The sequence below is a fragment of the Nocardioides sp. Soil774 genome, from assembly GCF_001428125.1.
GTDB lineage: Bacteria > Actinomycetota > Actinomycetes > Propionibacteriales > Nocardioidaceae > Nocardioides.
In genome coordinates this window covers 100,631-125,667 of record NZ_LMSM01000012.1, presented here as the reverse complement: position 1 = coordinate 125,667, position 25,037 = coordinate 100,631, and the positions used below count along the sequence as shown (strand labels likewise).

Below are 25,037 nucleotides of genomic sequence, written 5' to 3'. Positions count from 1 at the left end.
GTCGATACGCTCCCTCGGTGGAGGAGCAAGTGGAGCCCGTGGTCGCCACGCGACCCCGTCAGGCCGTGTCGACGTCCGCCGCCGAGCTGACCGACTGGCTCGGCGCCGACACCGAGGTGGCGGTCCACGGCGACCTCGACGTCGCCGTCCGCGGGATCTCGCTCAGCACCGGGCGCGTGCAGCCCGGCGACCTCTACGCCGCGCTCCCGGGCACCCGCGCCCACGGAGCGGCGTACGCCGCCCAGGCACTCGCCGCGGGCGCCGTCGCGGTGCTGACCGACGCCACCGGGCTCGCGCTGCTCCCGCCCGGCACGCCGGCGCTCGTCGTCGCCGAGCCCCGCGCCGTCCTGGGCCGGCTGTCGGCACGGGTCTACGGCGACCCGGCCCGCGCCCTGCGCGTGATCGGCGTGACCGGCACGCAGGGCAAGACCACCACCACCCGGATCCTCGAGCAGGGGCTCACCGCGGCGGGCACGGTGTCGGCGGTCGTCGGCACCGTCGGCACCCGCATCGCGGGCGAGGACGTCAAGACCCAGCTCACCACTCCTGAGGCGCCCGACCTCCACGGGCTGTTCGCGGTCATGCGCGAGCGCGGGGTGGACACCTGCGCGATGGAGGTCTCCAGCCACGCGCTGGTCCTCGGACGCGTCGACGGGGTGGTGTTCGACGTCGCGGTCTTCCTCAACCTCGGTCGCGACCACCTCGACTTCCACGCCGACGTCGACGACTACTTCGCCGCCAAGGCCAGCCTCTTCACCCCCGAGCGCGCCCGGCAGGGCCTCACCAACGCCGACGACGAGTTCGGACGCCGGCTCCTCGACGTCGCCACCGTCCCGATGGCGACGTACTCCACCCGCGGGGCGGAGGCCGACTGGAGCGCCCGCGACATCGAGCTGACGCCCACGGGTGCCACCTTCACGGTGGTCGGGCCCGGGGTCGAGGTGCCGGCCGGGGTCGCCATCCCCGGTGAGTTCAACGTCTCCAACGCCCTGGCCGCCATCGCCTCGGCTGCGCTGGCCGGCCTCGACCCGCGCGCCGTGGCCGACGGCATCGCGCGCGCGGGCGGCGTCCCGGGCCGCCTCGAGCAGGTGTCGGCGGGACAGGACTTCACCGTCGTCGTCGACTACGCCCACAAGCCCGACGCGCTCGAGGCCGTGCTCGCCACTCTGCGCCCGCTCACCGACGGGCGGCTCATCGCGGTCGTCGGCGCCGGGGGCGACCGCGACACCCTCAAGCGGCCCCTCATGGGCGAGATCGCGGCCCGGATGGCCGACGTGGTGGTCGTCACCGACGACAACCCGCGCACCGAGGACCCCGCCGCGATCCGCGCGGCCGTCCTCGACGGTGCCCGCGGGGGTCGCGCCGAGGTGCTGGAGGTCGGCGACCGGCGCGGTGCCATCCGCGAGGCCGTACGCCGTGCCGCGCCCGGCGACGTGGTGCTGCTGGCCGGCAAGGGCCACGAGACCGGCCAGGAGGTCGCCGGCACCGTCCACCCCTTCGACGACCGCGTGGTCGCGGCCGAGGAGATCCACGCCCTCGGAGGCTCGCGATGATCGAGATGTCGCTGCACGAGGTCGCCGACGTCGTCGGCGGCGTCGCCCACGGTGAGGCCACCGTCACCGGCGGCGCCTTCCTCGACACCCGCACCCCCGAGCCCGGCGGCCTCTTCGTGGCGCTGGCGGGGGAGCACGTCGACGGTCACGACTTCGCCGCAGCGGCCGGCGAGGCAGGAGCGGTCGCCGTGCTCGGCAGCCGCCCCACCGCGCTGCCCACCGTGGTCGTGGACGACGTCACCGAGGCGCTCGGCCTGCTGGCGCGCCACGTGCTCGACCGGCTGCCCGACGTCGTCGTCCTGGCGATGACCGGCTCGCAGGGCAAGACCGGCACCAAGGACTACCTCGCCCACGTCCTGTCCGCGGAGGGCCCGACCATCGCCACGCGCGGCAACTTCAACAACGAGCTCGGCGTCCCGCTCACCGTGCTGCGCGCGACGCCCGAGACCCGCTTCCTCGTCGTCGAGATGGGCGCGCGCGGCGTCGGGCACATCGCCCGGCTGTGCCGGATCGCACGCCCGCGCATCGCCGCCGTGCTCAACGTCGGCACCGCCCACATCGGCGAGTTCGGCAGCCGAGAGGCGATCGCGGTCGCCAAGGGCGAGATCGTCGAGGCGCTGGCCCCCGACGGCACGGCGGTGCTCAACGCCGACGACGACCTCGTGCGCGCGATGGCGTCGCGCACCCGGGCGACCGTGACGACCTTCGGCGGGCCGGGCGCCGACGTCGCCGTCGACGAGATCACGACCGACGACCTCGGCCGGCAGTCGTTCGAGCTCGCCCACCGCGGCTCCTTCGCGACCGTCCACCTCGCGCAGGTCGGCTCCTTCCAGTGGCGCAACGCCGCAGCCGCCGCCGCGATGGCGCTGGCGGCCGGCCTCGACCTCGACACGGTCGCCGACGCCCTCGCCGACGCCGTCCCGGCCAGCCGCTGGCGCATGGAGCCGGGGGAGCGCTCCGACGGCCTGGTGGTGCTCAACGACTCCTACAACGCCAACCCCGAGTCGGTCCGCGCCGCCCTCGACACGCTCGCGGGCATCGGCGCGCGCAGCGGGCGACGTACGGTCGCGGTGCTCGGCGAGATGCTCGAGCTCGGCGACGGCGCGGTGGAGGCACACCGTGCGGTCGGAGCCTACGCCGCCGAGGTCGGCGTCGACCTCCTCGTCACCGTCGGACCGGCCGCCGCGGCGATCGCCGAGGGCCACTCCGGTGCGGGTGCGCGAGGCGTGACCATCCCCACGGCGGGGCGTGACGCGGCCACCGAGTGGCTGCGGCACAATGTCTCGGCTGCCGATGTCGTCCTGGTGAAGGCATCGCGGGGGGCGGCGCTGGAAGTGATCGCCGACGAACTCCTCGAGGAAGGGAACAGCAACCGATGAGAGCCATCCTGGTCGGAGGAGGACTCTCCCTGCTGATCTCCCTCCTCGGCACGCGCTACGCGATCCGCTTCTTCACCCGTCAGGGCTTCGGGCAGCCGATCCGCGACGACGGCCCGACCACCCACCACGTCAAGCGCGGCACGCCCACCATGGGCGGCGCGGTGGTGGTGCTCGCCACGGTCGTCAGCTACTTCGCGGCCAAGCTCTTCACCGGACAGGCCCCGACGGCGTCCGCGCTCCTGCTGATCTTCCTGCTGGTGGGGCTCGGCATCGTCGGCTTCCTCGACGACTTCCTCAAGGTCAGCCGCCAGCACAGCACCGGCCTGCGCAGCCGCGCCAAGATGATCGGCCAGACCGTCGTCGCGCTCGTCTTCGGTGTGCTGGCGCTGTCGCCGATCCTGGAGGACGACCGCGGCTGGCGCCCGGCGTCGGACCACATCTCCTTCATCCGCGACTACGAGCGCTTCGCGCTGCCGGCGGTCCTGGTGCTGGTGCTCATCTGGTTCATCGTCACCGGGTTCAGCAACGCGGTGAACCTCGCCGACGGCCTCGACGGCCTCGCGACCGGCGCGTCGATCCTGATCTTCGCCGCCTACACGCTCGTCAACATCTGGCAGAACAGCCAGTCCTGCGCCCTCGAGGCCGGTCCGAAGTGCTACGAGGTCCGCGACCCGCTCGACCTCGCCGTCGTCGCCGCGGCCCTCACCGGTGCCTGTTTCGGGTTCCTGTGGTGGAACGCCTCGCCGGCGCAGATCATCCTCGGCGACACCGGCTCGCTCGCCCTGGGCGGCGCCATGGCCGGCTTCGCGATCATGACCCGCACCGAGCTCCTGCTGCTCGTCATCGGCGGGCTCTTCGTGGTGATCACGCTCTCGGTGATGATCCAGGTCTCGGTGTTCAAGGCCAGCCGCGCGAGCGGGCTCTTCCGCAGCATCTTCAAGGTCCAGCCCGGGCACCGCGTCTTCCGGATGACCCCGCTGCACCACCACTTCGAGATGCTCGGCTGGGAGCAGGTCACGATCGTGATCCGCTTCTGGATCGTCACCGGCCTGGCCGTGGCGATCGGCCTGGGCATCTTCTACGCCGAGTGGGTCGCCGGCATTGGCTGAGGAGGACGTCGCCTCGCTCGGTCGCACGAGCGACTGGTCCGGCGTACGCGTGGTGGTCGCCGGGTTCGGCGTCTCCGGGTTCGCGGCCGCCGACAACCTGCTCTTCCTCGGCGCCGACGTGACGGCGCTCGACGAAGCCTCGAGCGAGGAGAAGGCCGAGAAGGCCCAGCTGCTCGAGACCCTCGGGGCCACCGTCCGTCTGGAGCCCGGTGCGACGGCGGTGCTCCCCGACGACGTCGACCTCGTGGTCACCTCGCCGGGGTGGACGCCACGCGCACCGCTGCTCGTGCAGGCCGCGGAGCGCGGGGTCCCGGTCTGGGGCGAGGTCGAGCTGGCCTGGCGCCTGCGCGACCCCGAGCACCCCGCCCCGTGGCTCGCCGTGACCGGCACCAACGGCAAGACCACGACCGTGCAGATGCTCGAGTCGATCCTGCGGGCGGCCGGGCTCCGGGCCGTCGCCGTCGGCAACGTGGGGCTGCCGATCGTCGAGGCCGTCATGGACCCCGAGCCCTACGACGTCCTCGCCGTCGAGCTCTCCAGCTTCCAGCTGCACTGGACGCACTCGATGTCGGCGGAGTCGGCGGTCGTGCTCAACCTCGCCGAGGACCACCTCGACTGGTACGTCGACGAGCCCGGTGGCCCCACCGGCATGGAGCAGTACGCCGCCGACAAGGCGCGCGTCTACGACCGGGTCCAGCGGGCCTGCGTCTACAACCTGGCCGACCCCGCCACCGAGGCGATGGTGCGCGAGGCCGACGTCGTCGAGGGCGCCCGCGCGGTCGGCTTCACCCTCGGCACCCCGTCGTCGGGCGACGTGGGCCTGGTCGACGACCTGCTCGTCGACCGCGCCTTCATCGACGACCGCGCCACCAGCGCCGCCGAGCTCTGCACCCTCGCCGACCTCGCCTCGCCGGCGCCGCACTTCGTCGCCAACGCGCTCGCGGCCGCGGCGCTCGCCCGCGCCCACGGCGTCAGCCAGCAGGCGGTCCGCGACGGGCTGCGCGACTTCCGGCCCGACGGGCACCGCATCGCCCACGTGGCCGAGTCCGGCGGAGTGGTCTGGGTCGACGACTCAAAGGCCACCAACCCCCACGCCGCACAGTCCTCGCTGAGCGCCTTCGACCCCGTCGTGTGGGTCGCCGGCGGCCTGGCCAAGGGTGCCCGCTTCGACGACCTCGTCCTCGCCGCGCGCGACCGGTTGCGCGGGGTCGTGCTGCTGGGGCGCGACCGCCAGGTCATCGCCGACGCTCTTTCGCGACACGCGCCCGATGTGCCGGTCATCGATGTGGGCGCCGACGAGACTGGGGATCCGATGGAGCGCGTGGTCGACGCCGCCGCCGGGCTCGCCAGGTCCGGTGACACCGTGCTGCTGGCGCCGGGATGCGCCTCCATGGACATGTTCCGCAGCTACGGCGCGCGCGGCGACGCGTTCGCGGCAGCCGTGCACGCCCACATCGACCGCACCGACCAGACCTGACCGCAGACCCGAGAGCCCACCGGAGGGGAGCCGCGCCGATGACCACCGCGAACCCCGGGGACGTGGCCACGGGCACCGTCACGAGCACCGCCCTGCCGGTCGCGTCCGACACCCCTCGCCGCGCCCCGCTGGGCTCGGGCCTCGCCGCGGGCTGGCGATCGGTGCGCGACGCGCTCGACAAGCCGCTCGCGTCCTACTACCTGCTGCTCGGCTCCTCGGCGCTGCTGCTGACCATCGGGCTGATCATGGTGCTCAGCGCCTCGAGCGTGCGCTCCTACCTCGTCTACGACGACTCCTACGCCGTGGTGAAGCGCCAGCTGCTCTGGGTGGCCATCGGCCTGCCGTGCGCCTGGGTCGCCTCGCGCCTCCCGATGCGCCACGTCCGCCGCCTGGCCTACCCCGGCTTCATCCTGACCCTCGTGCTGCTGGCCCTCGTGGCCCGCTTCGGCGTCGTGGTCAACGGCAACAAGAACTGGCTGGCGGTCGGTCCCTTCACGATGCAGCCCGCCGAGATCGCCAAGCTCGCGATCGTGATCTGGGCGGCCAACATCTACGCCCACAAGGAGCGTCGCCTGCGCGAGCTGCACCACCTGCTCGTCCCGGTGGTGCCGGGCCTGTTCGCGGTCATCGGCCTGGTGCTCGTGGGTCGTGACCTCGGCACGGCGATGGTCCTCGCCGCGATCCTGCTCGGGATGCTGTGGGTGGTGGGCGCGCCCTTGCGGCTGTTCGGCCTGAGCCTGTCGGTCCTCGGCGTGGCGGGCGTGGCGCTGGCCGCGACCGACGGCGAGCGGCTGCAGCGCATCACCCACTTCACCGATCCGTTCAAGGACTACCACGACGCGGGCTGGCAGCCTGCCCACGGGCTCTACGCGCTCTCGAGCGGCGGGTGGTTCGGCCAGGGGATCGGCGCCTCCACGCAGAAGTGGGGTGACCTGCCCGAGGCCCACACCGACTTCATCTTCGCCGTGCTCGGCGAGGAGCTCGGCCTCGTGGGGACGCTGCTCGTCATCGGGCTGTTCTTCACCGTCGCCTACGCCGCGATCCGGGTGGCGCACAGCACCGCCGACCCGTTCGTGCGCTACGCCACCTTCGGCATCGTGGTCTGGCTGCTGGGGCAGATGATGATCAACGTCGGCATGGTGCTGGCCGTCCTGCCGGTCATCGGCATCCCGCTGCCGATCGTCTCCTACGGCGGCTCGGCGCTGCTGCCCTCGCTGGTCGCGCTGGGGCTCGTGATCGGCTTCGCCCGCCGCGAGCCCGAGGCCGCGGCCGCGCTCGCGGCACGTCGGCGCAACCGTTCGGTCGGCCTGTCCGCCAGCACGTCCACCACCAGTCGATAGATTCTCCCTGATGCGCGTCCTCCTCGCCGGCGGCGGTTCCGCCGGCCACACCTCGCCCCTGCTCGCCACCGCCGACGCCCTGCGGCGGCTCGACCCCGCGACCGAGATCACCTGCCTCGGCACCCGCGAGGGCCTGGAGGCCCGGCTGGTGCCCGAGGCCGGGCTCCCGCTCGAGGTCGTCCCGCGGGTGCCCCTCCCGCGCCGCCCGGGCCGCGACCTGCTGCGTACGCCGACCCGGTTGCGCGCCGCACGCGCGGCCGCCCTCGCGATCGTCGACCGGGTGCGTCCCGACGTCGTCGTGGGATTCGGTGGCTACGTCTCGGTCCCCGCCTACCTCGCCGCCCGCAAGCGCGGCGTGCCGATCGTGGTGCACGAGGGCAACACGGTCCCCGGCATCGCCAACAGGCTTGGCGCGCGGATGACCCACCACGTCGCCACCAGCTTCCCCGGCACCGACCTGCCCCGCGCCGTGTGCACGGGCCTGCCGATCCGCCGGCTGATCTCGACCATGGACCGCGCCGCGCTGCGCGCCGAGGCGCTCGCCGCCTTCGGCCTGCGCGACGACCTGCCCACGCTGCTGGTCACCGGCGGCTCCCAGGGCGCGGCCCGCATCAACGCCGCCGTCTCCGGTGCGGCGCCCGACCTGGCCGCCGCGGGCGTCCAGGTGCTGCACGTCGTCGGCCCCAAGCACGAGCTGGCCGTGCCGTCGGGCGAGGTCCCCTACATCGTCGTCAACTACGTCGACCGGATGGACCTGGCCTACGCCGCCGCAGACGCGGTGCTGTGCCGCTCGGGCAGCAACACCGTCACGGAGGTCTCCGGCGTCGGGCTGCCCGCGATCTACGTCCCGCTGCCGATCGGCAACGGTGAGCAGGCGCTCAACGCCCGTCCGGTTGTCGACGCCGGCGGCGGCCTGCTGGTGTCCGACTCCGCGCTGACCCCGGAGTGGGTCGCGGCCAGCGTGCCCGGGCTGCTCACCGACGCGGCCAGGCTCGAGGCGATGGGCGCTGCCGCGCGTGGCGTCGTCCCGCTCGACGCCGACGACAAGCTGGCCCGGATGGTCCTCGACGCCGCGGGCGCGGCCTCGTGAGGATCGCGGTCCCCGACGAGATCCTCCCGGCCGCCGAGCTGGGCCGGGTCCACTGCGTCGGCATCGGCGGCGCCGGCATCTCCGCCATCGCCCGCATCATGGCGGCGCGCGGTCTCACCGTGACCGGCAGCGACGACCACGACACCCCGTTCCTGCCGGCGCTGCGCGAGCTCGGCGTCACCTGCCACCTCGGCTACGACGCCTCCCACGTCGGCGACGCCGACACCCTCGTCGTCACCACGGCCGCCCGCGAGGACAACCCCGAGGTCCTCGAGGCCCGCCGCCGCGGACTTCGCATCCTCCCGCGCTCGGCCGGGCTGGCCGCGGTGATGGCCGGCTCGCGCGTCCTCGCGGTCGCTGGCACGCACGGCAAGACCACGACGACCGGGCTGCTCACCTCGGCCCTGCTCGCCGCCGGCCGCGACCCGTCGTACGCCGTCGGCGGCGTGCTGACCGCCACGGGACGCAACGCCGACGCCGGCACCGACGACCTGTTCGTCGCCGAGGCCGACGAGAGCGACGGCGCCTTCCTGGTCTACCGCCCCCACGCCGCGATCGTCACCAACGTGGAGGCCGACCACCTCGACAACTGGGGCACGGAGGAGGCCTACCACCGCGCCTTCGACGACTTCGCCGCCACCGTCGACCGCGACGGCTTCCTGGTCTGCGTCGTCGACGACCCCGGTGCCGCGCAGCTGGCCCGCCACGCGCGGAGCCAGGGGCTCGAGGTCATCACCGTCGGTGAGTCCGCCGACGCCGACCTGAGCATCAGCGGCCTCGCCCTCGACGGCTCGACCTCGGTGTGCCGGGTCGCGCGCGACGGCACCGACCTCGGTGAGCTGCGGCTGCGGATCCCCGGGCGCCACTACGTCCTCGACGCCGTCGCTGCGCTCGCCATGGGCCTGCGGCTCGGCTGCGCCTTCGACGACCTCGTCGCGGGGCTCGGCGCGTTCACCGGCACGGGCCGCCGCATGGAGCGCAAGGGAGAGGCCGCGGGCGTGCGCGTCTACGACTCCTACGCCCACCACCCAGTGGAGATCCACGGGGACCTCGAGGCCGCACGCGCCCTGGCGGGGGAGGGGCGCGTCGTCGCGGCCTTCCAGCCGCACCTCGTCTCGCGCACGCGCATCTTCGGTGAGGCGATGGGCGTCGCGCTCGGTGCCGCTGACGAGGTCGTCGTGCTCGACGTCTACGTCGCGCGCGAGGACCCCGACCCAGAAGTGACCGGACGACTCGTCGCCGACGCGGTGCCGCTGCCGCGTGAGCGGGTGACCTACGTCGACGGGCTCGGCGCCGCGGCGCAGGTGCTCGCCGAGCGGTCGCGGCCCGGCGACCTCGTCATCACCCTCGGTGCCGGCGACATCACGACGGTCGGCCCGCAGGTCCTCGACCTGCTCGGGGGTGCGTGAGTGGAGCAAGACGAGCGCACCAGCCTGCGCACCCGGCGCCGCTTCGCGCGCCGCCAGTGGGCACGACGTTGGCTCTCGCTGCGCTACGTGCTGGTCGTGCTGGTCGTCCTCGCCCTCGTGTCCACCTCGGTCTACCTCGTCTTCTTCTCCGCCCGGCTCCAGGTCGCCCGGGTCGAGGTCGTGGGCAACGAGCTGCTGAGCGACGCCCGGGTGCGCGAGATCGCCGACGTCCCGCTCGGTGAGCAGCTCGCGCTCGTCGACCTCGACCGCGCCGACGCGCGGGTGGGGTCGATGGCGGAGGTCAAGTCGGTCGACGTGACGCGCAGCTGGCCCGACGCCGTACGCATCGAGGTGGTCGAGCGCACCGCCGTCGCGGTCGTCGAGATCGCCGGCAGCCTGCGCGGGCTCGACCCCGACGGGGTGGTGTTCCGCGAGTACCGCACTGCGCCGCGCGGGATGCCGCGCATCCGCCCGGGCGCCGACGCCGGCACCGACGCGCTCAAGGAGGCGGCCACGGTGGTGTCCGCACTGCCCGAGGACCTCTCCACCCGCGTCGACCACGTCGAGGTCGCCACCGTGGACCAGATCACCCTGGTGCTGCGCGACGGCCGCCAGGTGATGTGGGGGAGCGCGGAGGAGTCCGCGCTCAAGGCCGAGGTCATCGACCCGCTGCTCGCCGCGCAGCAGGCGAGCGTCTACGACGTCAGCGTCCCGGGCAACCCGACCGTCCGCTGAGGCGCGACTCGCGCAACTCGCGGGCGTGTCCACCACCGATTCGGCGCGCGCCCTGCCTAAGGTCTTGCGAAAGGCGAGGTTGACATAACTATAACCCTCAGGTTCACGGTTAGGGTTTCGCGGTCCCGAGGGCAGCAGGTCGACACTCGTCCCCCAGATCTCACAGCACAGATCTCACAGCAGACCACTCAAGGAAGGCCCCGGAGCCGTGGCAGCAGCGCAGAACTACCTGGCGATCATCAAGGTCGTGGGCATCGGTGGCGGTGGCGTCAACGCCGTCAACCGGATGATCGAGGTCGGCCTCAAGGGCGTCGAGTTCATCGCGATCAACACCGACGCCCAGGCACTCCTCATGAGCGACGCCGACGTCAAGCTCGACATCGGCCGCGAGCTCACCCGCGGCCTCGGCGCCGGCGCCAACCCCGACGTGGGCGCCAAGGCGGCCGAGGACCACGCCGACGAGATCGAGGAGGTCATCAAGGGCGCCGACATGGTGTTCGTGACCGCCGGCGAGGGCGGCGGCACCGGCACCGGTGGTGCGCCCGTCGTGGCCCGCATCGCCCGCTCGCTGGGCGCGCTGACCATCGGCGTCGTGACCCGCCCGTTCGCCTTCGAGGGCCGTCGTCGCGCCAACTCCGCGGAGGAGGGCATCAGCCAGCTCCGCGAGGAGGTCGACACCCTCATCGTCATCCCCAACGACCGGCTGCTCTCGATCACCGACCGCAGCGTGTCGATCCTCGACGCCTTCAAGCAGGCCGACCAGGTGCTGCTGCAGGGTGTCTCGGGCATCACCGACCTGATCACCACCCCCGGCCTGATCAACCTCGACTTCGCCGACGTGAAGTCCGTGATGGCCAACGCCGGCTCCGCCCTCATGGGCATCGGCTCGGCCCGCGGCGAGGACCGCGCGGTCGCCGCCGCCGAGATGGCCGTGTCCAGCCCGCTGCTCGAGGCGAGCATCGAGGGTGCCCACGGCGTGCTGCTCTCGATCGCCGGTGGCTCCGACCTGGGTCTCTTCGAGATCAACGAGGCCGCCGCGCTGGTCTCGCAGGCCGCCCACGCCGAGGCCAACATCATCTTCGGTGCGACGATCGACGACGCCCTCGGTGACGAGGTGCGGGTGACCGTGATCGCCGCCGGCTTCGACGGCGGCATGCCCAAGCGTCGCTCCGACGGCAACGTCCTGCGACAGGGCCAGCCCGCGCAGACGCAGGAGCAGACCCGGGCCGCCGCCCAGCAGCTCGCGGGCGGCTCGTCGGGCTCGGCGCCGGCACGGCCCGCCACCACCTCGGCGGCCCCGACCTTCGCGCCGTCGGCCCCGTCCGGTCAGCAGTCGGGCCAGCAGGCACAGCCCGGCCAGGGCGCCCCGGCCGGTGCGTCGCAGTCGGCCCCGGCCCAGCCCCGGCAGCCGCGTCAGGTGCAGTTCGACGACGACGACCTCGACGTGCCCGACTTCTTGAAGTGACCGTCCTGACGTGACCCTGCTGCGCCACCGCGATCGGATCGAAGGCGACCTCGTGATCGAGGTCGCCTTCACCGACGTCTCGCTCAGCCTCGGCGACGGAGCTGACGAGGCGGTGCGCAGCGCGGCGCTGCGACGCCTCACGATGGAGACGGGCGCCATGCCGGTCCTCATGCACCAGGTGCACGGCGCGGACACGGCGCTGGTGGACTCGTCGATGTCCGTCCTGCACGACCCGGACGGATCACCGACATGTGACGCGTTGTTCACCAGTGCGCCGCGGGTCGCTCTGCTCGCCCGCGCGGCCGACTGCGTGCCGGTCCTGCTGGCCGACCCGGCCACCGGCTGGATCGCGGCGGCCCACGCGGGCCGTGCCGGCCTCGTGGCCGGCGTCGTGCCGGCGGCGGTCGCCCGCCTCCGCGAGCAGGGCTCCGACCCGAGCGTCGCGTGGATCGGGCCGCACGTCTGCGGCTCCTGCTACGAGGTGCCCGCCGACCTGTGCGACGAGGTCGCCGCGATCGTCCCGGAGGCCCGCTCCACCACGTCGTGGGGCACCCCCGCGCTCGACCTCGGCGCTGGTGTGCGCGCCCAGCTGGCCGCCGCCGGCCTCACCGACGTACGCGTCGTGGACGCCTGCACCCGGGAGGACGCCACCTGGCCGTCCTACCGTCGTGACGGTGCGGCCGCGACCCGCTTCGCCGGGGTCATCTGGAGCCACCCGTGACGGCGCGGCGCGACGAGCTCGCCGCCAACCTCGACGTCGTACGCCGGCGCATCGCGACTGCGTGCTCCGAGGCCGGACGGCCGCAGGACGACGTGTCGCTCGTGGTGGTCACCAAGTTCTTCCCCGCCTCCGACGTGCGCCTGCTGGCCGACCTCGGTGTCACCGACGTCGGCGAGAACCGGCACCAGGAGGCGGAGGCCAAGGTCGCCGAGTGCGCCGACCTCGGCCTGCGCTGGCACTTCATCGGCGGGCTGCAGTCCAACAAGGCCGCGGCGGTGGCGTCCTACGCCGACACCGTCGAGTCGCTCGACCGCGCCAAGCTCGTCGGCCCGCTGTCGCGCGGTGCGCAGGCCCGCGGGCGCGACGTCGAGGTGCTGCTGCAGGTCAGCCTCGACCCGGCGGGCGCCGAGCACCGCTCCGGCGCCGTCCCCTCCGACGTCGCCGACCTCGCCCGACGGGTGGAGGAGGCGCCGATGCTGCGGTTGCGGGGCCTGATGGCCGTCGCGCCGCTCGGGGAGGCCCCGGAGGCGGCCTTCTCGCGCCTGGCCGACGTGCGCGCCGACTTCGTGCGCGAGCACCCCGACGCCACCGTGCTGTCGGCCGGCATGAGCGGCGACCTGGAGGCGGCGATCACCCACGGCGCGACACACGTGCGTGTCGGGTCCGCGGTCCTCGGTCCGAGGCCCGAGGTCCAGTAATGTCAGTGACAGTCACCAGGCGTCCGGAACCGGACGCCATGCCTAGCAGAGGATCAGTCTCATGAGCGGCGCGATGCGCAAGATCGGCGAGTACCTCGGCCTGCTCGAGGACACCGGCCACTACGACGACTACGACGGTGACACCGAGACCTCCACGCAGGAGGCCGTCGAGCAGCGTCCGGTTGCTCGCGAGCGACGTCCTGCCCCTGTGTCCGACCTTGCCGAGCGCCGTCGTCCGGCGTCGGTCCAGACGGGAGTCGTGGCCGAGTTGAGCCGCATCACCACCCTGCACCCCCGCAACTACAACGAGGCCCGCCTGGTCGGTGAGAACTACCGCGACGGCACCCCGGTGATCATGAACCTCAGTGAGATGGACGACAACGACGCCAAGCGCCTCGTCGACTTCGCCGCCGGCCTCATCTTCGCCACGCGGGGCACGATCGAGCGGGTGACCAACAAGGTCTTCCTGCTCTCGCCGCCCAACGTCGCGGTCTCCGCCGAGGACAAGCAGCGGATCGCCGAGGACGGCTTCTTCAACCAGAGCTGAGGCACTCTTTCCCCGTGCAGATCATCGGCTACACGCTCTACTACGTCCTCTACTTCTTCATCGCCATGCTCTGGATCCGCTTCATCGTGGACTGGGTGCAGGTCTTCGCGCGCCAGTGGGAGCCACGTGGTCCCCTGCTCGTCGCGCTCGAGGGCGTCTACTCCGCCACGGACCCGCCGATCGTCGCGCTGCGCAAGGTGATCCCGCCGCTGCGGATCGGCTCGGTCGCCCTCGACCTGAGCTTCCTGCTCGTGATGGTGACCGCCTGGCTCCTGCTCAGCGTGGTGCGCACCATCTTCTTGGCGTGATGCTCCTGCACCACTGTCCAGCACCAGAACCACCCGTCACACGGGCCACTGTGCCGTGTGCACCGCCGGGCGCTATTGTCTCCTGACAGCAGAGCCACCGTGAATGTCGAAGAGTGAAAGTTTGGGTGAGGTCATGCCGCTGACGCCTGAGGACGTGAGCAACAAGCGCTTTACGCCTGTCCGTCTCCGTGAGGGCTACGACATGGGCGAGGTGGACCAGTTCCTCGACGAGGTCGAGGCCGAGCTCGCGCGGCTCACCAAGGAGAACGACGACCTGCGGTCGAAGCTCACCGCCGCCCAGTCCGGCGCGCCCGCTGCGGCGCCGGCCACTGCGTCGTTCGCCCCCGCCGCTCCCGAGCCGGAGCCCGAGCCGGAGCCGGAGCCCGAGCCGGAGCGCGTCGCCCCGATGGCGGCGCCGACCCCGCCGGTCCAGACGGCCCGCGTCAGCAACATCGCCGACGCGTCCAACGCTGCGGCCCGCCTGCTCGAGATCGCCACGCGCAACGCCGACGAGCTCGTCGAGGACGCCAAGAACGAGGCCGACCGCATCGTCGGGGCCGCGCGCACCAAGGCCGAGCGCCTCGAGGCCGAGTCGAAGACCAAGGCCGACCGCATGGAGGCCGACGCCCGCCAGCGTTCGCAGATGCTCGACTCCGAGACCGCCGAGCGCCGCCAGCAGATGTTCGGTGACCTGGAGAAGGAGCGCGACAAGCTCAACAGCGACGTCGAGACCCTGCGCCAGTTCGAGCGCGAGTACCGCTCGCGGTTGAAGACCTACTTCACCCAGCAGCTCGAGTCGCTCTCCAACGGCGCCGAGAGCCAGGCTCCCGTCGACAACCCGAGCGCGCCCAAGCGCCTGCGCTCGGTGCTGGGCGACGAGGAGAGCTGAGGCTTCGAACACGCCTGTGAAACGAGGACGGCCACCCGAGAGGGTGGCCGTTCTCGCATTTCGGCGAGCCGAGGTTGGAACCCCCGCCAGCAGCGGCTAACCTCCCTGCCAGTTGTGGTTCCCGCCACACCCGATGCATGGCTGGAGGCCCTCGGAAATGGCTGGCACACGCAAGTCCCTCGCAGGTCAGGCGGCTGCTGCCGCCAAGCGAGTGATCGGACGCAAGGCCGCCCCGGCCGCCGAGGCCCCAGCGAAGAAGACGGCGCCCGCCAAGAAAGCGGCGCCGGCGAAGAAGGCGGCGCCGGCGAAGAAGGCCGCGCCGGCGAAGAAGGCCGCGCCGGCGAAGAAGGCCGCGCCGGCGAAGAAGGCGGCGCCGGCGAAGAAGACCGCGCCGGCGAAGAAGACCGCGCCGGCGAAGAAGACCGCGCCGGCCAAGAAGGCCGCGCCGGCCAAGAAGGCCGCGCCGGCGAAGAAGGCCGCGCCGGCGAAGAAGACCGCGCCGGCGAAGAAGACCGCGCCGGCGAAGAAGACCGCGCCGGCGAAGAAGACCGCGCCGGCGAAGAAGACCGCGCCGGCCAAGAAGACCGCGCCGGCGAAGAAGGCCGCTCCCGCGAAGAAGGCGGCCCCCGCCCAGAAGGCCGCACCACGCTCCACCTCCACCAAGAAGGCTGCTCCTGTGACCAAGGCTGTTCCCGCGTCCGCCGAGAAGGCTGCGCCCGCCAAGAAGGCCCGCAAGGCCACGCCCTCCACCCTCGTCGTGCTCGACGGCGAGGACGCCTGGACCAGTGCCGAGCTCAAGGAGGTCGTCAAGGACCTGCGTGAGCACCGCGAGCGCCTCGCCGAGTCGGTGGACCACGCCGAGGAGGAGCTCGCGCGCCTCATGCGTGACGCCGGCGACGGCGCCGGTCACGACCAGGCCGACGTCGGCGCGACGAGCTTCGAGCGCGACCACGAGCTCACCGTCCTGGCCAAGGAGCGCGAGACGCTCGGCCAGCTCGACCGAGCGCTGGCCCGCATCGACGACGGCACCTACGGCGTGTGCGAGTCCTGCGGCAACCCCATCGGCAAGAATCGGTTGATGGCGGTGCCGCATGCCACACTGTGCATGTCATGCAAGCAGCGCGAGGAGCGTCGCTGAATCCCAGCGACACGGTCGACCACGACCCCGATCACGTCCCCGGCCGCCGACGTCTCGACGCCCGGCTGCTGTTCGCCGGCGTGGCCGTCGCGGCGTACGCCCTCGACCTCGGGTCGAAGCAGTGGGCGCTCTCCGCGCTCGCCGACGGCGACATCGCGGTCCTCGGTGACTGGTTCACCCTGCACCTGACCTTCAACCCCGGCGCGGCCTTCAGCACCGGCACCGGCTTCACGATCGTCTTCACGGTCCTGGCCATGGTCGCCGTGTGCGTCGTGCTGTGGCTGAGCCGGCGCGTCGCCAGCACCGGCTGGGCCCTGGCCCTCGGCTTCCTGCTCGGCGGTGTGAGCGGCAACCTCACCGACCGGTTGGTGCGCGACCCGGAGCCGCTGCACGGTCACGTCGTCGACTTCCTGATGCTGCCCAACTGGCCGGTCTTCAACGTCGCCGACATGTGCATCAACGTCGCCGCGGCCCTGATCATCCTGCAGACCTTCCGCGGCATCCGGCTCGACGGATCGCGCGAGTCCGGCGAGCGATGAGCACCCACACCGATCAGCGCACCGTCTTCGTCCCGGACGGCCTCGCCGGCGAGCGCGTCGACGCCGCGATGGCACGGATGTTCGGCTTCTCCCGCACCCGCGCGGCCGACCTGATCGCCCAGGGGCACGTGCTCGTCGACGGTGCGGGCGTCGGCAAGAGCGACCGCGTGCACGCCGGCTCGATGCTCGACGTCACCATCCCGGCCGAGCGCGACCCTCTCGAGGTGAAGGCGGAGGTCGTCGAGGGGATCAAGATCATCCACGACGACGACGCGATCGTCGTGATCGACAAGCCGGTCGGCGTCGCCGTGCACCCCTCGCCCGGCTGGCGCGGACCCACCGTCGTCGGGCACCTCGCCGGGGCGGGCTTCCGGATCTCCACCAGCGGGGCCAAGGAGCGCGAGGGCATCGTCCAGCGCCTCGACGTGGGCACCTCCGGCGTGATGGTCATCGCGAAGTCCGAGCACGCCTACTCGGTGCTCAAGAACGCCTTCCGCCACCGCACGGTCGACAAGACCTACCACGCGCTCGTCCAGGGCCACCCCGACCCGCTGGCCGGCACGGTCGACGCCCCCATCAGCCGCCACCCGCACCACGACTACAAGTTCGCGGTCATGGCCGACGGCCGCCACAGCATCACCCACTACGAGACGCTCGAGGCGCACCGGTTCGCCAGCCTGCTCGAGGTGCACCTCGAGACCGGTCGCACGCACCAGATCCGGGTGCACATGAGCGCGCTCAAGCACCCCTGCGTCGGTGACCTGACCTACGGCGCCGACCCGACGCTGGCCAAGCGGGTCGGGCTCGAGCGCCAGTGGCTGCACGCCATGCGGCTGGGCTTCGAGCACCCCGAGACCGGTGACCACGTCACCTACGAGTCCACCTACCCCGACGACCTCGCGCACGCGCTCGAGATCATCCGTGACTTGTCCTGAGGAACGAGCGAAGCGAGTGTCTCGAAGGGCGAGCACTGAGCTGACGCTGCGTCCAGCCACGCCCGCCGACCTCCCGGCGCTGGCGGAGGTCCACCTGGCCTCGCGGCGTGCCGCTGGCACCGCCTTCCCGGCGAGCGTCCACACCGACGACGAGGCCCGCGCCTGGGTCGGCGGCTGGGACCTGACGGCGTACGACGTGTGGCTGGCCGACCGCGAGGGGCACGTCGCGGGCTACGCGCGCGCCACGCCGACCTGGCTCGACGACCTCTACGTCCATCCCGACCACCAGGGAGCCGGGGTCGGCTCCGCGCTGTTCGAGACGGTCGCGGCGCGTCGCCCGCAGGGCTTCTGCCTCTGGGTGTTCGAGTCCAACGAGCCGGCACGCGCCTTCTACCGCCGCCACGGCTGCCTCGAGCTCGAGCGCACCGACGGCTCGGCCAACGAGGAGGGCGCCCCCGACATCCGGGTCGCCTGGCCGGGGCCCGACCCGCTGGCCTTCCTGCGGCGGCTCATCGACGAGGCGGACCTCGTGCTCGGCGACGTGCTCGCACGGCGCACGGCCCTGACCCGGGCGGTGCAGTCGGTGAAGCCGTCGGGTGAGCGCGACCCGCGCCGCGAGGCCGAGATCGCGCGCCGGGTCGCTGCGGTCGTCCCGGAGCTGGGGGAGGAGCGCGTCGCACGCATCGTCGACGTGATCATCCGCGAGTCGCTCGACGCCGCAGGCTGAGCCGTGCTGCCGGCGCCGGGGGAGGTCCTCCACTTCAGCGAGGACCCGCACATCGTGCGGTTCGAGCCGCACGTGGCCGCCACCGCGCAGCAGCCGGAGGCCTACGTCTGGGCCGTCGACGCCCTCAACGCGCCCTGCTACTGGTTCCCGCGGCAGTGCCCGCGGGTGTGCGCCTGGGGCGAGGGCGCGCCCCGCGTCCACGCGATCGAGGCCCGCTGGCTGGAGGCTGTGCAGACCACCCGGCTCCACGTCTACCGCTTCGACGCGGTCGACTTCGAGCCCTTCGGTGAGCGTCCCCACGCCCACGTCGCGACGCGGCCGGTCGTGCCGCTGGGGCCGCCCGTCGCGGTCGACGACCTCGTCGGGATGCACGAGCGGCACGGCATCGAGCTGTTGGTGCTGCCCGACCTCGAGACCCACTTCTCCGACGTCCGCGCGCGAGGCCTGGAGTTCTCCGGCATCCGGCTGGGCAACTCCGGCATCGGCCCGCTCGGTCCGTTCCCGACCCGGCGCTGACGCGCCGTCACGGCCGGGTGTCCTGTCGGTGGCGCGGTGCACACTGACGTAGGCTGGCTGCTCTTCCCCCTCTCCGCTGAGCACTCAGCAGTCCCGCCAGCAATGGCACCGTCAGCGACCCCACGAAAGGTGCGGAAGCCTCCTCCATGTCGGCCGCCTCCACTGACAACTTCGTGCACCTGCACGTCCACACCGAGTACTCCATGCTCGACGGGGCCTCGCTGCTGGACGGGCTCTTCAGCCGCACCAGCGAGCTCGGGATGCCGGCGATCGCGATGACCGACCACGGTAACCTCCACGGCGCCTACGACTTCTACAGCAAGGCCAAGCGCCATGGCATCAAGCCGATCATCGGCATCGAGGCCTACGTCACCCCCGGCACCCAGCGCGGCGAGCGCCGCCGGGTGCGGTGGGGCCAGGGAGACCTGGCCGAGGAGGGCGGCAACGACGTCGCGGGCGGCGGGGCGTACACCCACATGACGATGTGGGCCGAGAGCACCGAGGGCATGCACAACCTGTTCCGGTTGTCCTCGCGCTCCAGCCTCGAGGGCTACTACTTCAAGCCCCGCATGGACAAGGAGATCCTCGCCGAGCACAGCAAGGGCCTCATCGTCAGCACGGGCTGCCCCAGCGGTGCGATCCAGACCCGCCTGCGCCTGGGCCAGTACGACGAGGCGGTGCGCGAGGCCGGCGAGCTGCAGGACATCTTCGGGCGCGACAGCGTGTTCCTCGAGCTCATGGACCACGGCATCGACATCGAGAAGCGGGTCCGCGACGACCTGCTGCGCCTGGGCAAGGAGATGGGCATCGCGCCCATCGCCACCAACGACTCCCACTACAACAACCCCGAGGACGCCGCCGCCCACGACGCCCTCATCTGCGTGGCCTCGGGCAAGCGGCTGGCCGACACCAACCGCCTCAAGTTCGACGGCGGCGGCTACTACATCAAGTCCGCCGCCGAGATGCGCGAGCTGTGGGCCGACAGGTTCGGCATGCCGGAGGCGTGCGACAACACCCTCGCCATCGCCGAGCGCTGCGAGGTCGAGTTCACCGAGTCGACCGGTGGCTACATGGCGCGCGCCGACGTGCCCGACGGCGAGACCGAGGACTCCTGGTTCCGCAAGGAGGTCTGGCGCGGCATCGAGGCGCGCTACCCCGGCGACCGGCTCGACCAGGGCGTGCGCGACCGGGTCGAGATGGAGCTGGCGATCATCTCCCAGAAGGGCTACTGCGGCTACTACCTCGTGGTCGCCGACTTCATCAACTGGGCCAAGGACAACGGCATCCGCGTCGGTCCCGGCCGCGGCTCCGGTGCCGGCTCCATCGCGGCGTACGCCCTGCGCATCACCGACCTGTGCCCGCTGGAGCACGGGCTGTTCTTCGAGCGGTTCCTCAACCCCGAGCGACCCTCGATGCCCGACTTCGACATCGACTTCGACGACGCCCGCCGCGGCGAGGTCATCACCTACGTCTCGCAGAAGTACGGCGCCGAGCGCGTCGCCCAGATCGCCACCTTCGGCCGGCTGAAGTCGAAGGCCGCGATCAAGGACGCCGCCCGTGTGCTCGACCACGGCTTCGCGATCTCCGACCGCATCACCAAGGCGATGCCGGCCGACGTGATGGGCAAGGGCGTCGCCCTCAAGGACATCTTCAACCCCGAGCACAAGCGCTACAACGACGGCGGCGAGTTCCGCGCCCTCTACGACCAGGACGCCGACGTCCGCACGATCTACGAGACCGCGGTCGGCCTCGAGGGCCAGATCCGCAACTGGGGCGTGCACGCCGCCGGCGTGATCATGTCGAGCGAGCCGCTGATCGACATCGTGCCGATCATGTCGCGCCCGCAGGACGGCGCGGTCATCACCCAGTTCGACTACCCGATGTGCGAGTCGCTCGGCCTGGTCAAGATGGACTTCCTCGGCCTGTCCAACCTCCGCATCCTCGAGGACGCGCTGGTCAACATCAAGGTCAACCGCGACGAGACTGTCGTGCTGGAGGAGCTGCCCTTCGACGACCGCGCGACCTACGAGCTGATGGGCCGCGGCGACACGCTCGGCGTCTTCCAGCTCGACGGCTCGGGCATGCGTGCCCTGCTGCGCTCGATGCAGCCCGACCAGTTCGCCGACATCACGGCCGTGAGCGCGCTCTACCGGCCCGGCCCGATGGGCGCCGACTCGCACAACAAGTACGCCCGCCGCAAGAACGGTCGCGAGCCGATCGAGCCGATCCACCCGGCGCTCGCCGAGGCGCTCGAGCCGGTGCTGGGCGAGACCTACGGCCTGATCGTCTACCAGGAGCAGGTCATGGCGATCGCGCAGGTGCTCGCCGGCTTCACCCTGGGGGCCGCCGACAACCTGCGCCGCGCGATGGGCAAGAAGAAGAAGGAGGAGCTCGACAAGCAGTACGCCGGCTTCCAGGCCGGCATGCTCGAGCGCAGCTTCCCGCAGACCGCGATCGACAAGCTGTGGGAGATCCTGCTCCCGTTCTCCGACTACGCCTTCAACAAGTCGCACTCCGCGGCCTACGGCGTCATCACCTACTGGACGGCCTACCTCAAGGCCAACTACCCGACCGAGTACATGGCCGCGCTCCTCACGTCCGTCAAGGACGACAAGGACAAGATGGCCATCTACCTCAACGAGTGCCGCCGGATGAAGATCCAGGTGCTGCCGCCCGACGTCAACGAGTCGCACGCCAACTTCACGCCGGTCGGCACCGACATCCGATTCGGCCTCACCGCCGTGCGCAACGTCGGCAGCAACGTCGTGGACGGCATCGCCGCCGCGCGCCAGGAGAAGGGCCGCTACACCGACTTCAACGACTTCATGGAGAAGGTCCCGGCGCTGGTGTGCAACAAGCGCGTGGTGGAGTCGCTGATCAAGGCGGGGGCCTTCGACGACATGAAGCACCGGCGGCGCGCGCTGGTGGCGGTGCACGAGACGGCGGTCGACCAGTTCGTCGACCTCAAGAAGAACGAGGCGATCGGGCAGGACTCGCTGTTCGGCGGCCTGAGCGAGGACGATGCCGGCTTCGGCGTCAGCGTGACGATCCCCGACATCGACGACTGGGACAAGATGACCCTGCTCGGCCACGAGCGGGAGATGCTGGGGCTCTACGTCTCCGACCACCCCCTCCTGGGCCTCGAGCACGTGCTGTCGCAGGGCACCGACTGCACCATCGGCCAGCTGATGCTCGACGAGGACCGCCCCCACGGCTCGACCCTCACCGTCAGCGGCCTGATCACCTCGGTGTCGCGCAAGATCACCAAGCGCGGCGACCCGTGGGCCACCATCACCCTCGAGGACCTCGACGGCGCGATCGACGTGCTGCTCTTCCCGAGCTCCTACACGCTGGCCTCGACGTTGCTGGTCGAGGACCAGATCGTGCGGATCAAGGGCCAGCTCTCGCGCGACAAGGACCAGCCCGAGCTGCGCGCGCAGGAGGTCACGGCCCCCGACCTGACCCAGGGGCCTGCAGGTCCGGTGGTCATCAGCCTGCCGTCGACGCGCTGCACGCCGCCGGTGGTCGCCCAGCTGCGCGACGTGCTCGGCACCCACCCCGGCATGACCGAGGTGCAGCTGCGCCTGCTGACCCGCAGCTCGACCAAGCTCCTCCGGCTCGACGACAACCTGCGGGTGAGCCCGAGCCCTGCGCTCTTCGCCGACCTCAAGCAGCTCCTCGGCCCGGGGTGCCTGACCGGATGAGCAGGCTCGCCCGCTGGGGCGTGGTCGTCGTCGCGTTCGTGCTCGCCGGCGCGCTGGCCGGGGTGCTCTGGGAGTGGCTGTGGGACGCCCCGTCCGGCCTGACCTACCAGGGCAAGTGGTACCTCGAGCCCGCCGGTCCCGACGTGTCCTTCCAGGGCGTCGCGCTCTTCGTGCTGATCGCCTTCCCCCTCGGGCTGGTCCTCGGCGCGCTGACCGGCCTCGCGCGCGGGCGGGAGGTGTCGACGGTGGTCGTCGTGCTCCTGGCGGGCGCCGCGGCTGCGGTCGTGATGTACGCCGTCGGCGCCGGCCTGGGCCCGGCCGACCCGCAGGTCCTGGCCGCCGGTCAGCCCGACTACACGCCGCTCTCCTCGGACCTCGCCCTCACCGCTCCCGACCCGGGGCTCGCGCCGTGGCGCTCCACCGCCCTGGTCGCGCTCCCGGCGGGCGCGATGGCCGGCCTGGTCGGCACCTACCTCCTGGGAAGTCGGGGGTTGGCGAGGCGCTCTCGTGGGTAGGCTGCTCGCGACCAGGACTGGCAGTCCCGAGGAGCTCGGGACGCATGCAACGGGGGAGCAGGACAACACATGAGCATGACACCGGGTGGACCGGAGTACCTCGACGGATCGAGCCCGGCGACGGCCGCGGCCGACGACACCGCCAACGACCACCGCAAGCGCCTGATCGCGCTCGGCGCCATCGTCGCCGGCGGTGCGGTCGTGGCAGGCGGCGCGTGGGCGGCCACGAGCTTCTTCGCCCAGGGCGAGCAGCCCGCGGAGGCGCTGCCCGACTCGACCGTCGCCTACTTCAGCGTCGACCTCGACCCGAGCGGCGGGCAGAAGATCGAGGCGATCAAGACGCTGCGCAAGTTCCCGGCGTTCACCGACGAGATCGACCTGAAGGCCGACGACGACCTGCGTGAGCGCTTCTTCGAGGAGGTCACGTCCTCCGGCGAGTGCGAGGGCCTCGACTACGCCAAGGACGTCGAGCCGTGGCTGGGCTCGCGCGCGGCGATCGCCGCGGTGGACCTCGGCGAGGACGCGCCCGCGGCTGTCGGGGTCGTGCAGGTGAGCGACGCCGGCAAGGCCGAGGACGGCGTGGCCAAGCTCGTCGACACCTGTGGCTCCGGTGAGGAGGGCGACGTGGGTGGCTGGGTCGTCGAGGGCGACTGGATGGTCGTCGCCGAGACCAAGGAGATCGCGCAGCAGGTCGTCGACGCCCGCGACAGCGGCACACTGGCCGACGACGAGGCCTACGGCAAGTGGACCGGCGAGGCCGGCGACGACGGCTTCATGTCGGTCTACGTCGCCAAGGCTGCCGCACAGTACGCCGACCAGCTCGGCGGCATGGGCGCCCTGGCAGGCGCGTACGCCGGTTCCGCCGACGACATGACCAGCAGCGACGAGGTGCCGCCGGAGCTCCAGCAGATGATCGACGAGTTCGACGGAGGGGCCGCGACGGTCCGCTTCGACGACGGTGCGGTCGAGGTCGAGTACGCCGTGTCCAACTACAGCCCCGACATGACGAAGTACATCGACGGCGACGAGGGTGTCTCCATGGTCGGCGACCTCCCCGACGACACCGTCGCCGCGATGGGGTTCGCGCTCCAGGACGGCTGGGCACAGGCGCTCGTCGACTACGTCAAGACCACGCTGCCCGAGGACGAGTCCTCGATCGACGACGGCATCGCACAGATGGAGAGCGAGACCGGCCTCGACTTCCCCGAGGACATCGAGACGCTGCTCGGTGAGGGCGTCACCATCTCGCTCGGCAGCGGCATCGACCCCGACGCGATCGCCAACGGCGGCCCGGGAGAGGTGCCGCTCGGTCTCACGATCAAGGGCGACGCCGACGAGATCCAGGCGGTGCTCGACAAGGTCCGCGACCAGGTGCCGCCGGAGATGGCCGAGTTCATGACCGTGACCGAGGGTGACGGCTACGCCGTCCTGGCCCTCCAGGACGACTACCGCTCCGCGCTGGAGTCCGGTGGCGACCTCGGCAGCAGCGACGACTACGAGAAGGTCGTCGAGGGCGGCGACGCGCAGACCGTGCTGTTCGTCGACTTCGACGCCGACGACAACTGGCTGGTCCGGATGACCGAGGACTCGCCCGAGGTCAGCGAGAACCTCGAGCCGCTGTCGTCCTTCGGCGTCAGCGGCTGGGTCGACGGGGACGTCGTCCACGCGCAGCTCAAGCTCACCACCGACTGACGTCGGGACGGCTCACCGCGCGATGGTGGCGGTCACCGCTCCGGTGACCGCCACCACGTCGCGCGGTGCCAGCTCGAGGTCGAGACCGCGACGCCCGCCGGAGACGAAGATCGTCGCGTGGTCCAGCGCCGAGGCGTCGAGCACCGTCGGCAGCGACCGCTTCTGGCCGAACGGCGAGATCCCGCCCGCGACGTAGCCGGTCGACCGCTCGGCCACCGCCACCTCGGCCATCACCGCCTTGCTGCCGCCCAGGGCGCGGGCGAGCGCCTTCAGGTCGAGGTGGCCGGTGACCGGCACGATGCCGACGACGAGGCGTGAGTCGAGCGAGGCCAGGAGGGTCTTGAAGACCCGGGCCGGGTCGACGCCCAGCGCCTCTGCCGCCTCCGCGCCGTACCCTTCGTGACGGGCGCTGGAGGCCCTCCTCAGGGACCGATCGGTCAACGAGGAGTCGTGGTCGTAGGGCCGCACGTCGAAGGCCACGCCCGCGGCGCTCAGCGCCACCGTGGCCGGCGTACCCCCTCCGGCTCGCGACTTCTTCGCCACCGGCGAGG

The 25,037-nt window shown here is 72.0% G+C and carries 23 protein-coding genes; 22 read left to right on the top strand and 1 reads right to left on the bottom strand.

What is annotated here, in order from left to right:
• Positions 1 to 86: 86 nt before the first annotated feature.
• The 22 genes from ASG76_RS18455 to ASG76_RS18345 all read left to right on the top strand — a co-directional run bounded on the left by ASG76_RS18455 (position 87) and on the right by ASG76_RS18345 (position 24,486).
• Positions 87 to 1,553, top strand: coding sequence for a UDP-N-acetylmuramoyl-L-alanyl-D-glutamate--2,6-diaminopimelate ligase (locus ASG76_RS18455; protein ID WP_414858338.1), 1,467 nt, complete (start codon positions 87 to 89; stop codon positions 1,551 to 1,553).
• The gene (locus tag ASG76_RS18450) at positions 1,550 to 2,932 is read left to right on the top strand and encodes a UDP-N-acetylmuramoyl-tripeptide--D-alanyl-D-alanine ligase (RefSeq protein WP_056607074.1); all 1,383 of its coding nucleotides are present in this window, start codon (positions 1,550 to 1,552) and stop codon (positions 2,930 to 2,932) included. Before ASG76_RS18455 ends, ASG76_RS18450 begins: the two co-directional genes overlap by 4 nt.
• On the top strand, positions 2,929 to 4,041 hold the full coding sequence (mraY, locus tag ASG76_RS18445) for a phospho-N-acetylmuramoyl-pentapeptide-transferase (RefSeq protein WP_056607070.1): 1,113 nt from the start codon (positions 2,929 to 2,931) through the stop codon (positions 4,039 to 4,041). Before ASG76_RS18450 ends, mraY begins: the two co-directional genes overlap by 4 nt.
• Complete coding sequence (gene murD, locus ASG76_RS18440; protein ID WP_056607065.1) at positions 4,034 to 5,518, top strand: UDP-N-acetylmuramoyl-L-alanine--D-glutamate ligase; 1,485 nt, start codon at positions 4,034 to 4,036, stop codon at positions 5,516 to 5,518. Before mraY ends, murD begins: the two co-directional genes overlap by 8 nt.
• A 38-nt stretch (positions 5,519 to 5,556) precedes the next feature.
• On the top strand, positions 5,557 to 6,858 hold the full coding sequence (ftsW, locus tag ASG76_RS18435; RefSeq protein ID WP_056607063.1) for a putative lipid II flippase FtsW: 1,302 nt from the start codon (positions 5,557 to 5,559) through the stop codon (positions 6,856 to 6,858).
• A 10-nt stretch (positions 6,859 to 6,868) separates the two neighbouring features.
• Positions 6,869 to 7,948 carry an undecaprenyldiphospho-muramoylpentapeptide beta-N-acetylglucosaminyltransferase gene (gene murG, locus ASG76_RS18430; RefSeq protein ID WP_056607060.1) on the top strand — a complete coding sequence of 360 codons (1,080 nt, stop codon included), beginning with the start codon at positions 6,869 to 6,871 and terminating at the stop codon, positions 7,946 to 7,948.
• The gene (murC, locus tag ASG76_RS18425; RefSeq protein ID WP_056607056.1) at positions 7,945 to 9,357 is read left to right on the top strand and encodes a UDP-N-acetylmuramate--L-alanine ligase; all 1,413 of its coding nucleotides are present in this window, start codon (positions 7,945 to 7,947) and stop codon (positions 9,355 to 9,357) included. Before murG ends, murC begins: the two co-directional genes overlap by 4 nt.
• Positions 9,358 to 10,092 carry a cell division protein FtsQ/DivIB gene (locus tag ASG76_RS18420; protein WP_056607053.1) on the top strand — a complete coding sequence of 245 codons (735 nt, stop codon included), beginning with the start codon at positions 9,358 to 9,360 and terminating at the stop codon, positions 10,090 to 10,092.
• A gap of 208 nt (positions 10,093 to 10,300) precedes the next feature.
• The gene (gene ftsZ / locus ASG76_RS18415; protein ID WP_056607050.1) at positions 10,301 to 11,557 is read left to right on the top strand and encodes a cell division protein FtsZ; all 1,257 of its coding nucleotides are present in this window, start codon (positions 10,301 to 10,303) and stop codon (positions 11,555 to 11,557) included.
• A 10-nt stretch (positions 11,558 to 11,567) separates the two neighbouring features.
• Positions 11,568 to 12,278 (top strand): polyphenol oxidase family protein, encoded by a 711-nt coding sequence (locus ASG76_RS18410; protein ID WP_082587674.1) that lies wholly within the window; start codon positions 11,568 to 11,570, stop codon positions 12,276 to 12,278.
• A complete protein-coding gene (locus ASG76_RS18405) occupies positions 12,275 to 12,976 on the top strand; it encodes a YggS family pyridoxal phosphate-dependent enzyme (protein WP_056607048.1) in 702 nt (233 codons plus the stop codon). The genes ASG76_RS18410 and ASG76_RS18405 overlap by 4 nt, the downstream gene beginning before the upstream one ends.
• A 61-nt stretch (positions 12,977 to 13,037) precedes the next feature.
• Positions 13,038 to 13,523 (top strand): cell division protein SepF, encoded by a 486-nt coding sequence (locus ASG76_RS18400; protein ID WP_056607045.1) that lies wholly within the window; start codon positions 13,038 to 13,040, stop codon positions 13,521 to 13,523.
• 14 nt (positions 13,524 to 13,537) lie between these two features.
• Complete coding sequence (locus ASG76_RS18395) at positions 13,538 to 13,831, top strand: YggT family protein (protein WP_056607042.1); 294 nt, start codon at positions 13,538 to 13,540, stop codon at positions 13,829 to 13,831.
• A 133-nt stretch (positions 13,832 to 13,964) separates the two neighbouring features.
• Complete coding sequence (locus tag ASG76_RS18390; protein WP_056607039.1) at positions 13,965 to 14,720, top strand: DivIVA domain-containing protein; 756 nt, start codon at positions 13,965 to 13,967, stop codon at positions 14,718 to 14,720.
• 157 nt (positions 14,721 to 14,877) lie between these two features.
• Positions 14,878 to 15,858, top strand: coding sequence for a TraR/DksA family transcriptional regulator (locus ASG76_RS19695; protein WP_082587673.1), 981 nt, complete (start codon positions 14,878 to 14,880; stop codon positions 15,856 to 15,858).
• A complete protein-coding gene (gene lspA / locus ASG76_RS18375; protein ID WP_056607034.1) occupies positions 15,831 to 16,397 on the top strand; it encodes a signal peptidase II in 567 nt (188 codons plus the stop codon). Before ASG76_RS19695 ends, lspA begins: the two co-directional genes overlap by 28 nt.
• The gene (locus ASG76_RS18370) at positions 16,394 to 17,332 is read left to right on the top strand and encodes an RluA family pseudouridine synthase (RefSeq protein WP_056607031.1); all 939 of its coding nucleotides are present in this window, start codon (positions 16,394 to 16,396) and stop codon (positions 17,330 to 17,332) included. The genes lspA and ASG76_RS18370 overlap by 4 nt, the downstream gene beginning before the upstream one ends.
• 16 nt (positions 17,333 to 17,348) lie before the next feature.
• Positions 17,349 to 18,059 carry a GNAT family N-acetyltransferase gene (locus tag ASG76_RS18365; RefSeq protein ID WP_056607027.1) on the top strand — a complete coding sequence of 237 codons (711 nt, stop codon included), beginning with the start codon at positions 17,349 to 17,351 and terminating at the stop codon, positions 18,057 to 18,059.
• A gap of 3 nt (positions 18,060 to 18,062) precedes the next feature.
• The gene (locus ASG76_RS18360; RefSeq protein ID WP_056607024.1) at positions 18,063 to 18,575 is read left to right on the top strand and encodes a DUF6886 family protein; all 513 of its coding nucleotides are present in this window, start codon (positions 18,063 to 18,065) and stop codon (positions 18,573 to 18,575) included.
• Positions 18,576 to 18,721: 146 nt separating this feature from the next.
• On the top strand, positions 18,722 to 22,279 hold the full coding sequence (gene dnaE, locus ASG76_RS18355) for a DNA polymerase III subunit alpha (protein ID WP_056607021.1): 3,558 nt from the start codon (positions 18,722 to 18,724) through the stop codon (positions 22,277 to 22,279).
• Positions 22,276 to 22,794, top strand: a complete 519-nt coding sequence (locus ASG76_RS18350; RefSeq protein WP_056607019.1) for a hypothetical protein — start codon at positions 22,276 to 22,278, stop codon at positions 22,792 to 22,794. Before dnaE ends, ASG76_RS18350 begins: the two co-directional genes overlap by 4 nt.
• A gap of 69 nt (positions 22,795 to 22,863) precedes the next feature.
• On the top strand, positions 22,864 to 24,486 hold the full coding sequence (locus ASG76_RS18345; RefSeq protein ID WP_056607016.1) for a DUF3352 domain-containing protein: 1,623 nt from the start codon (positions 22,864 to 22,866) through the stop codon (positions 24,484 to 24,486).
• 12 nt (positions 24,487 to 24,498) lie between these two features.
• On the opposite strand, the gene ASG76_RS18340 is transcribed toward ASG76_RS18345, so the two are convergent.
• Positions 24,499 to 25,029, bottom strand: coding sequence for an aminoacyl-tRNA deacylase (locus ASG76_RS18340; RefSeq protein ID WP_056607013.1), 531 nt, complete (start codon positions 25,027 to 25,029; stop codon positions 24,499 to 24,501).
• Positions 25,030 to 25,037: the final 8 nt, after the last annotated feature.

Bases quoted from the DNA above. Each gene is read 5' to 3' on its own strand.
- ftsW (WP_056607063.1), top strand. From the start codon at position 5,557: ATGACCACCGCGAACCCCGGGGACGTGGCCACGGGCACCGTCACGAGC.
- murG (WP_056607060.1), top strand. From the start codon at position 6,869: ATGCGCGTCCTCCTCGCCGGCGGCGGTTCCGCCGGCCACACCTCGCCC.
- lspA (WP_056607034.1), top strand. From the start codon at position 15,831: ATGCAAGCAGCGCGAGGAGCGTCGCTGAATCCCAGCGACACGGTCGAC.
- ASG76_RS18450 (WP_056607074.1), top strand. From the start codon at position 1,550: ATGATCGAGATGTCGCTGCACGAGGTCGCCGACGTCGTCGGCGGCGTC.
- ASG76_RS18350 (WP_056607019.1), top strand. From the start codon at position 22,276: ATGAGCAGGCTCGCCCGCTGGGGCGTGGTCGTCGTCGCGTTCGTGCTC.
- ASG76_RS18400 (WP_056607045.1), top strand. From the start codon at position 13,038: ATGAGCGGCGCGATGCGCAAGATCGGCGAGTACCTCGGCCTGCTCGAG.
- dnaE (WP_056607021.1), top strand. From the start codon at position 18,722: ATGTCGGCCGCCTCCACTGACAACTTCGTGCACCTGCACGTCCACACC.
- ASG76_RS18370 (WP_056607031.1), top strand. From the start codon at position 16,394: ATGAGCACCCACACCGATCAGCGCACCGTCTTCGTCCCGGACGGCCTC.
- ASG76_RS18390 (WP_056607039.1), top strand. From the start codon at position 13,965: ATGCCGCTGACGCCTGAGGACGTGAGCAACAAGCGCTTTACGCCTGTC.
- mraY (WP_056607070.1), top strand. From the start codon at position 2,929: ATGAGAGCCATCCTGGTCGGAGGAGGACTCTCCCTGCTGATCTCCCTC.
- ASG76_RS19695 (WP_082587673.1), top strand. From the start codon at position 14,878: ATGGCTGGCACACGCAAGTCCCTCGCAGGTCAGGCGGCTGCTGCCGCC.
- ASG76_RS18345 (WP_056607016.1), top strand. From the start codon at position 22,864: ATGAGCATGACACCGGGTGGACCGGAGTACCTCGACGGATCGAGCCCG.